This is a genomic window from Natranaeroarchaeum aerophilus, assembly GCF_023638055.1.
In the GTDB taxonomy this organism is placed as follows: Archaea; Halobacteriota; Halobacteria; order Halobacteriales; family Natronoarchaeaceae; genus Natranaeroarchaeum; species Natranaeroarchaeum aerophilum.
The window spans coordinates 1-7,885 of record NZ_JAKRVY010000021.1; the positions used below are offsets into that span (position 1 = coordinate 1).

Annotated in this window: 6 protein-coding genes; 4 read left to right on the forward strand and 2 right to left on the reverse strand. The window is 47.4% G+C overall.

Annotated elements, in window-relative coordinates; translation table 11 throughout:
* Positions 1–575 precede the first annotated feature (575 nt).
* Positions 576–977, forward strand: coding sequence for a DUF7344 domain-containing protein (locus AArcSt11_RS16685; protein ID WP_250598811.1), 402 nt, complete (start codon positions 576–578; stop codon positions 975–977).
* A 328-nt stretch (positions 978–1,305) separates the two neighbouring features.
* On the opposite strand, the gene AArcSt11_RS16690 is transcribed toward AArcSt11_RS16685, so the two are convergent.
* A complete protein-coding gene (locus AArcSt11_RS16690) occupies positions 1,306–4,455 on the reverse strand; it encodes a P-loop NTPase (protein WP_250598813.1) in 3,150 nt (1,049 codons plus the stop codon).
* A 196-nt stretch (positions 4,456–4,651) separates the two neighbouring features.
* Between AArcSt11_RS16690 and AArcSt11_RS16695 the strand changes: the two genes are divergently transcribed.
* From AArcSt11_RS16695 to AArcSt11_RS16705, 3 genes are all read left to right on the forward strand, one after another.
* Positions 4,652–5,326, forward strand: coding sequence for a hypothetical protein (locus AArcSt11_RS16695; RefSeq protein WP_250598815.1), 675 nt, complete (start codon positions 4,652–4,654; stop codon positions 5,324–5,326).
* A 127-nt stretch (positions 5,327–5,453) separates the two neighbouring features.
* Positions 5,454–6,194: a hypothetical protein gene (locus AArcSt11_RS16700; protein ID WP_250598817.1), complete on the forward strand. Its 741-nt coding sequence runs from the start codon at positions 5,454–5,456 to the stop codon at positions 6,192–6,194.
* A 9-nt stretch (positions 6,195–6,203) separates the two neighbouring features.
* Positions 6,204–6,413: a hypothetical protein gene (locus tag AArcSt11_RS16705; RefSeq protein ID WP_250598819.1), complete on the forward strand. Its 210-nt coding sequence runs from the start codon at positions 6,204–6,206 to the stop codon at positions 6,411–6,413.
* On the opposite strand, the gene AArcSt11_RS16710 is transcribed toward AArcSt11_RS16705, so the two are convergent.
* Positions 6,407–7,885: tyrosine-type recombinase/integrase (locus AArcSt11_RS16710; protein ID WP_250598821.1), on the reverse strand; the 1,479-nt coding region annotated here is incomplete at its 5' end. The genes AArcSt11_RS16705 and AArcSt11_RS16710 overlap by 7 nt on opposite strands.

A 7,885-nucleotide genomic window follows, 5' to 3' on the forward strand; every position in this document is an offset into this window, starting at 1 on the left:
TCAAACGAGCCGTCACCCACCCGAATTAACTCACGTATGGCGATTCACCAAAGCCGGTGATTTTTAACAGCGGTTTATTTTAAATCCTTGCCCGTTTCCCCATCTATCTCGACCCATCTCATTTTATATTGACCGGAGTTTGAATAGTCCTATAACTGCACTCCGTATTTCGCACGGTCACAAACGCTATTTACCGAACAAGTTTTCAAGATGCCGCTAAATCTCTCGTGCTTGCGACCAGTCCAAGGTGTGTAAACTAAGTCTATACTGGGAGGAATCCTAACCGCAAAATCGTATTGATGCAGTTTTTCGAGTAAGTTCATATCCATATTGCAGTAGAGAAGATCGGATCTGCCGATAGGAGGGATCTCAGCAATGCTTCTTGAGCTGGTCTTTAGTTTTAAGTATAAGTCCACTCCAGTAGATTATGTTGGAACCTAGATAATTCGCCTAAACGGTGGACAGGTGCTGCCACACCTGCCCTGGGTTTCACAGCGAGAGGCCGATCAACCCATGAAAACCAACGCAGACGTTCGTAATGAAGACTGTGGCATCGTGACCGGGGTCGAGAACCAATGACTCCATCAGTTGCACCTGACTTTGATGAAAAACCACCTTCAGGAGAGACGCTTTCACATATTTTTCATCTTCTCCAATCAGAGCGTCGCCGTCGAGTCATATGGTATCTCACCCACTTGAAGTCAAATGAAACCGTGACAGTCCGCAGGCTGGCGAAAAACGTTGCATCTGCTGAGCAGAACATGCCGATTCCCGAGATCCCGAACGAGGACTACCGACCTGTGTATACGAATCTTGTTCAGCACCATCTGCCAGCGCTGGCGGATGCAGATGCAATTGATTTCAATGCCGATCGAAAGGTCGTCACCCCTGGGCAGAACCTGAATGCACTTTCGGTGGTAGCCGGGATTACTATTCCAGTGATCGCATTGCTACGTTCAGAAACGGTGAATAAGTAGCAAAACTTGGCTCTGCTAGGGTTATTGAAGTTAGCTCGGGTGTCGGGTAGCCTTATAGGCTCAACCCACAGAGAAGGCATATTTTGCTCCCCAGTAGTTGAGGGAAATGTAGCGAAGCAGGTTACGAGGCTCTGGTGAATCACTAGACAGCGTCCGGATTGGGGTATTAAGCTACGAGAGGTTGCGGCAAAAGTTTTCTTGTGATCGTTCTCAGCGGTAGCTATTGCCCCAACAACCCTGCTTGGCTCTTGTCAAGAGCAGTTACAATGCACGCTCAACAGCTGAACACGACGCCCTATAGGGATTCACCAGAGCCCTATATTTCCAATCAATCATCATTCTTTCCAGCAGCCGTGCGTTCAATATAGACTTCCATATCATCATTAGAGATGTCTGTAGACATGGATTCTGAGAGATTTGCATGTACGAGTTCGTATAGTGAGGGACAGAATATTGACAATGCCATATGATATCGAGTGAGGAAACAATTTTGCCAGTATGGGTAATCTTCTCTACAACTAATTAACCATCCCTGTAGGGCAAAAGCTTTCGACTGTTTGGGATTAGAGCGACTGAGATGGATTTCAACCATATATTCGAGGGCCAAGAGGGCGTCATCATATGATTCCCCTGCAAGCAACTGCATCATTGCTGTTCCAAACAGTGTGCCCGCCTCTAGCTCGGCATCAAGCTGATAGATTATTTGCCCGGCATTGATCATTAACCGTGCACCCTTGCGGTACTCACCAACCTCAAATAGCATGTCTGCTGCCTTTTCCATTTGGGGAAGGGCGTCGGTGAAATCACCGCATTGAAGATAAGTATTAGCTAAGTCAGCGTGAGCCCTCGCTAATGCGGTTTCGTCACCGAGATCCTCAAGTTTGTCAATCACCTCTTGATGTTGGCGTTTTGCCATGGTCCAATTACCTTCGAGCGACTCTACGTTCGCTAAATTCCCATCACACATAGCAACAGATCTGTGATTTCCCGCTGCAGCGAACAAAGACCTGGCTTGCTCAGTATACTTTCGAGCGGGAACTGGGTTATGTCTCCGGATCTCTTGAGAACCGAGTGTCATCAAGTCTTCTGCGGCTTCCACATTTCGGTCTAATTGGCGATTTATTTTCAGGGATTGCTCAGTGAGAGACCGGGCAGCTTCATAATCTCCCTTATCAAAAAGGTAGTCGCTAGTCCGTCCATAGACATGAGTAAGTGCTTGAAGATCGCCAATCTCCTGAAAGACTCGTTTAGCAGTATTATTACACGCTTGTGCAATATCTGATTCACCTCGTTCGAAGTAGAGGACTGCAAGGCCTCCAATGTGTTTTGCCCAACTATGTCGATCACCGAGTTCTCGGTCGATTGCGCAGGCCTGTCTGAAGCATGATTCAGCCTTGGTAGTATCCCCAGTAAAAATATAGAGTTCAGCTAGACTAGCAAAAATGGTTGACTTCCCTGGGGAAGAACCATCAACTGGTTCCAATTCCAACGCCTCTCTAAGATCTGTAATGGCCTCTTCAATTTTCGCCTGGTTCTTTTTGATTTGTGCAGTATTCGTCAACGCAATTGATTCAAGATCATGTTGAACTGGTTCCGGTAGGTCCTGACACATTTCAATTCTTTCCATGAGCGTTTCATACTCACGCTTAGCCCATTCACTGTCACTACTTCCCCGACTCGAGCCTCCCCGAGAGAGAGCCATGTTTCCACGCCAAACGTATTGATGTAGTTCAACCGGGCGGGGCACAACTTCAGGAATCTCTATACCAGAATATCCTGATTCGCCGTAATAGTCGATCAACTGGTTGTATATAATACCGGGACGGAATAGTCTCCGAAGTAATTTGCTCGAGTCAACAGATTGATCTATTTCTGAAGGTACTACCTCACGTCGGTACCAGTTGTTGATGTCTTTACGAACTTCAGGATCAACGCTCAGTTGAATTGTGGAATTAATACAGCGTTCAAACCGATCGATGGCTGCATTCTCCTTCTCATTTAAAGCTTGTTTCAGGTACTCGACGCACCACATTTCGTGTTTAGTTTGATATTCGTCACCATCCTCATGGAAAAGAATAGTGCCTTCTAGCGTCTCAAGAGCGGCATCAATCTCTGCGTGAGAATACCCCTGCGTATTTAATGTGTGGAAAAACTCATCATTGAGGGGTAGCCTGCTAGTTTTCAAAAGGGCGGTCTGCATTGCAATAGTTCTCTCACATTCAGACTCGTGCTCAGCGCGTACCTGCCGTACATCACAACCAAGGATGGAATCAACGTCAGTTTTCACTGCAGGATCGCTAGCCTCCTTGTCAAGGATTGAAAGGAGATATATTAGACTCAGAACTGAGCTACTGTGTGGTTCTTGATGGATTTGCTGGAAAATAACTTTAGGAGAGACTTGGAGACTAGTGTTCGTAACGTTTTCGTACTTTTCAACTGCGGCCTCAGCTTCTGCGATCGAGATTGGAGGGAGAGAGACGGTTTCGAGCGTGCTCGGCAGTGGTCGGTTCGATTCAATTTGCAGATCTTGAGCTTGAGATCCAGAACTTAATTCCCGGGCAGCTGTAACCAAACCAATATGATCATATCGCTCACATAATTCGACGAGATTAAATACATTACCCAAACCTGCTCTGTGTGCGTCTTCGACCACAATGACCCCATCTTGTTGGTCTGCTGCCCATTCCTTGATTGCATCTTTTGCCGACTCAGGAGAACTTGTATCCGGACAAAACAGAGTGGGTACTCCCTCGTTGTGTAGTTGGCAGCAGACTTGTTTCATGGCCGTTGATTTTCCAGACCCCGCCTCGCCACAGAGTGCAATTTGCCGTCCGGAACGGGCAGCAGAGGTGAGCTGAGTCACAACTGAACTACTGTCTTCGTTCAACCGATCGAATGCATATCCGGCACGAATCTCAGAAATTGTAAACTCTAGTTGCCAAGCCGTTTTTGCGGACCGGGGCGGCTTCTGTTCTAAGTAGCCATCAGAAATTTCATAGACACCAGCTTCTGCGAGAGTAACATCCGGAAGCGTAAGATACTGTGCGTAGTAGTTCTGAAAAATCGAACGATGTTTCGATAGGAGTCGTGTTACATCATCCCACATTAGAAGTTCGATATCAAATTTGTCTTCGGCGCGCCCATCGTTGAGATGTCGAACCTCTTCTTGCAGGTGTTTGTCCTGAAGGGCACTAGTCGCAATAATATACGTGTCCAATGGCGGACTGAATGCGGTCGCCTTATTTACTTCAGACTGAACAGTCTGGATTGAAAGATCATCTGTCCGCTTACATTGAACACCGACCATCTCATCTTCCAAACTTGTAAAATAGATATCGACCCCATCATCAGATTGTCCTGAACGGCCATGCCTGCTTGTCTTGGAGTCATATTCGGCCTCGAGCAGATCTGCTATCAGGAGTTCGAACTCCTCGCCAGAATTCGGTGGAAAAACATCCAGTGATGTAGAGTCAAGCATCTAATAACTAGTATCAGTGCACAAAGTTAGACTTTACCTCTAACGGCATCTACCAATAGACACTATCTTTTTATCTCTCGTTAATTACCAAGATGGTAATTCCCATAATTGAGGATGGGAGCGAAACATCCGCGTCGGATGAAGGACGAGACGGAAGTGAAGAACCTCTTTTTGCTGTTGCACTCAACAATTTCTGGTGTTAAAAGCGGCTGTATTCGTTAAACCTCACACCGGGATAGTCCAGATAAGTATTCTGGACGGTGTTATAGACCGGGTTGTCCACTCTTCCTATAAGAATTTACAGAAAATTGATAAGGGTTACAGATTATTTTATTTTATGGGACTTCTCCAGTCGATTCTGGGCTCACCTTCACCACCCGATGAGTCCGAGTCGAAACCGATGATCGATCTTCCAAAAGACGAGTATACTGTCGTATATCCGGTTGCTGTCCGAAGGTCGCAGCTCACCGCATTTCAAACAGTGATCGAAGCCGAACAGAAAATACCACGTAACGAAGGGCCAGGCACAGGTCTTCTCACAGATGCTCTCGACGACACCTGGAAGGAGACTGTTCCCGGTGACAAGACGTGGCAGGAGAGTATGGAAGAGACACGCACTAATGCAAAAGACACCATCAAGGGGTGGTTAAAATCCACCCACGGTGAACTCAATGTGGTCTTTCTTCCAGCCAACACCACATTCCGTCTTGAAGCCTTCCTCGTGAGTTGCGAGACCAGAGCAGATATCGAAGAAGACCCATTTACCCTACCAGACGAGTTCGTCGAGGCCGTCTCCTTGCTGAAGGCACTCCGAACCGCAGAAGATGAAAAAGAGCCGGTATTCGTCCACCAAGATCAGTTGCCGAACTAAATCCACGCACAAGTTCGACTGCTCCAAGTACAGCAACAGGATTCGTCGGATTCAACTTGGTGTTGCATACGTCCGTATCTCCTACTTAGTACGGCCAGCAATTCACTTCCTATTGAGGACTATATCGATGCATCTCAATTGGGTCATGGAGCGCATGATTATCGGCGTCGGCATGTACACTAATTCCATGGCTCGTGAAGAGTCGGAGATTTACATAGGAAGGAAGCCGGACGGGACCCTCATAACGGTTACAGAGTATGCCGCCTGTGAGGCAGGGCTTGACGAACCCCCACCGATCTTCTGCCAACATTGCCTCGACGAGTACAACGAGATGCAACAGCTGACGTATGACGCCAAAAAACGTCGGTTCGTCCATCGAAGCGTCCAACGAGGGTGCTATCAAGATGGCCGCACGAATGATCGAGATCACCCGTTGATACAACAAACCGTCTACAAACAATTAGTGAATGATGATCGCTATAGCCAGTCAAAGATAGAATTCCCGATCAACCGCTGGAATAGTAACATCAAACTGAACTTTGATGTCGGAGGTATGCTTCCTAACCATGATTCACTTCAGGGAGTGTTAGTTGAGATACAGCATCAATCAGGTACCCTCAGCAAGCGGCTCTTCCGGCGGCTTAGACTTGCTCAGAAACGCAACTATGGAGCGTACGTTGTGTTTTCACCGTCAGCACGATATCGAAGTTGGTACTCTGGGCTGTTCGTGCAAGTGAAAGGGTATGAAGCAGAGATTGGTAAGTACAAGAACGGTGCAGTCGAATTAGGCACGATGATTCAACCGGAGGACGACATATCCGCCCTTCAGAGAGAGTCCTTACGTGCGAAAAACCGAGCCTACATTTGAGATTCAAAGATGGTTGATTACAACTCATCAACGGCACGCGAGTACGTAAAAGAAAACCGGAAAGAGCTGATAAAATTGATAAAGCATGACGATGCGTTCATACGCACATTGGGGCTAGCAGTTCTTATTGAGGCAGGTGATGAAGGGGATATTGAACTTGCAAAACGGGAGCTGGAACTTCTACAAAAATTGGATGATCGGTACGATGACCTCTACTGAGTTATCGAGGTAGGTGATGTCCCCTCATCATCGTCGTCGTTGTCGTCCTCATCGTTCTCGTCCTCGTCGTTGTCGTCCTCATCGTTCTCGTCCTCGTCGTTGTCGTCCTCGTCGTTGTCGGCGGAGTCGTCATCGTCATCACCATCATCATCTTCGCTACTTGGCTCCACCAACTCCCTCAGCTTGTCAGCGTGGTCCAGTAACTCTGGATAATCCTCGATGACGCGCCGGAGTTTCTTGGCTGAAACTACGCTTTCTTCAGTGATTTCACCATTAGTGATCAGTTCAACAAGATCACTCCTGGCTTCCTCTTTAGCCTTCTGCTCAGAGGGACTCTCTACGTTACTATGTTCGACCTCTTCTACCGCATTGGGATTGAACTCTTTTTTGCACCATATGCATTCTGAGTCGTAGCGAGGCGTGAACCGTGAGCAGTTCGGGCACAGGACCGGTGCAGGGTCATGGAATTCCTCGTGGTCAGACTCAGGCAGATGTTCTTCTGAGAGCCCATCGCTTTTGGCTATTTTGTCGTCAGTACTACTACCGAACCTAACGATGTACACTGCAACAATCCTGCTTCCTTTTGTCCACCCCTGTCGCTCTTCAAGATCTCCTCGATCGATTTCCTCCCGACTCGCCAATACGCTTGCTCTCGATTTTCTGAACTGTCGTAGGTTGACAGGTTTATCGATATCAATCCGGGCAGCAACTCTTCGTACAATACTCGAAAGCCCGCTTCGTGATAGCGGTCTGTTCTTGTCCAAATGGCTCCAGATTGGGGTTTCCGAAGTGAATCTCTCCCCAGCACTATTGGCAGGATGCTCATTTTCAAGCCAATATTTCAGGAGTGGACTGGCAATTGTTAGACGCACATCCCGTAGGGGAGTCCCTTTACCTCCGACGGTGATTTGCAGGAATTCTCCATCGCGGGACACCCGATTGTATGTCAAGTCCTCTATTTCAAACGGTCTTGCCCCCGAATCCCATGCTACTGCAAGAATCGCTTTGTCACGCCAGTTATAACATGACCTTATCATATTGACTGTATCTTCCCAAGTGATCACCTCATCTGGCAATGGCGCATTTTTACTGACCTTGCTTGCGGATCCCGTCGGAATCACCTCCATCGAATCTGGGAGAACACCATCATTCATCATTCTACCAAACTTACGCAGTGAGGTATAGTAGTGAGCTCGAGTCGTATCCCCGAACGTGTACGTTTTTTGTCTATCTTCATCGTAGTACTCCCCTTTTTTCAGCCAGTCGAGTAGCTCCCAAACACTATCTTCCTCCTTTAACACCTCTGATAGACGGACTCCATGGGCATCGCTTCGCTCCGAAATGAGCGCAACGGGATTCAGACTATGGATGTGTGTGTTAATTGTATTGGCGTGATGGAGCAGGTAATAGTGGAACTTAGAGCGTGTCATAGAAACGTTCTCAATGAAGGAAGCAGGGTGTTGGAACTGTGT